This is a genomic window from Staphylococcus petrasii, assembly GCF_002902565.1.
Classification (GTDB): domain Bacteria; phylum Bacillota; class Bacilli; order Staphylococcales; family Staphylococcaceae; genus Staphylococcus; species Staphylococcus petrasii.
The window spans coordinates 1-1,500 of sequence record NZ_PPRC01000015.1; the positions used below are offsets into that span (position 1 = coordinate 1).

The following is a 1,500-nucleotide window of genomic DNA, read 5'->3' on the forward strand; positions in this document are numbered from 1 at the left end:
CCCCCCATCGATTAAAACGATGTTAGGTGGTACAGGAATATCAACCTGTTATCCATCGCCTACGCCTGTCGGCCTCAGCTTAGGACCCGACTAACCCAGAGCGGACGAGCCTTCCTCTGGAAACCTTAGTCAATCGGTGGACGGGATTCTCACCCGTCTTTCGCTACTCACACCGGCATTCTCACTTCTAAGCGCTCCACATGTCCTTGCGATCATGCTTCAACGCCCTTAGAACGCTCTCCTACCATTGTCCAAAGGACAATCCACAGCTTCGGTAATATGTTTAGCCCCGGTACATTTTCGGCGCAGTGTCACTCGACTAGTGAGCTATTACGCACTCTTTAAATGATGGCTGCTTCTAAGCCAACATCCTAGTTGTCTGGGCAACGCCACATCCTTTTCCACTTAACATATATTTTGGGACCTTAGCTGGTGGTCTGGGCTGTTTCCCTTTCGAACACGGACCTTATCACCCATGTTCTGACTCCCAAGTTAAATTAATTGGCATTCGGAGTTTGTCTGAATTCGGTAACCCGAGAGGGGCCCCTCGTCCAAACAGTGCTCTACCTCCAATAATCATCACTTGAGGCTAGCCCTAAAGCTATTTCGGAGAGAACCAGCTATCTCCAAGTTCGATTGGAATTTCTCCGCTACCCACAGTTCATCCGCTCACTTTTCAACGTAAGTCGGTTCGGTCCTCCATTCAGTGTTACCTGAACTTCAACCTGACCATGGGTAGATCACCTGGTTTCGGGTCTACGACCAAATACTAAACGCCCTATTCAGACTCGCTTTCGCTACGGCTCCACATTTCCTGCTTAACCTTGCATCAGATCGTAACTCGCCGGTTCATTCTACAAAAGGCACGCCATCACCCATTAACGGGCTCTGACTACTTGTAAGCACACGGTTTCAAGTTCTCTTTCACTCCCCTTCCGGGGTACTTTTCACCTTTCCCTCACGGTACTGGTTCACTATCGGTCACTAGAGAGTATTTAGCCTTAGGAGATGGTCCTCCCAGATTCCGACGGAATTTCACGTGCTCCGTCGTACTCAGGATCCACTCAAGAGAGAATACGTTTTCAACTACAGGATTATTACCTTCTTTGATTCAACTTTCCAGATGATTCGTCTAACATATTCCTTTGTAACTCCGTATAGAGTGTCCTACAACCCCAATAAGCAAGCTTATTGGTTTGGGCTCTTCCCGTTTCGCTCGCCGCTACTCAGGGAATCGAATTTTCTTTCTCTTCCTCCGGGTACTAAGATGTTTCAGTTCTCCGGGTCTGCCTTCTGACAAGCTATGAATTCACTTGTCGATAACACGACATAACTCGTGCTGGGTTCCCCCATTCGGAAATCTCTGGATCAACGCTTACTTACAGCTACCCAAAGCATATCGTCGTTAGTAACGTCCTTCGTCGGCTTCTAGTGCCAAGGCATCCACCGTGCGCCCTTAATAACTTAATCTAATATAGTTATTAATCTGTGAGTGTTCTT

The 1,500-nt window shown here is 47.7% G+C and carries 1 rRNA gene; it reads right to left on the reverse strand.

The features are described 5' to 3' along the window. Positions 1–1,470, reverse strand: a 23S ribosomal RNA gene (locus CD127_RS03405); the annotation flags it as partial. Between the last annotated feature and the right edge of the window lie 30 nt (positions 1,471–1,500).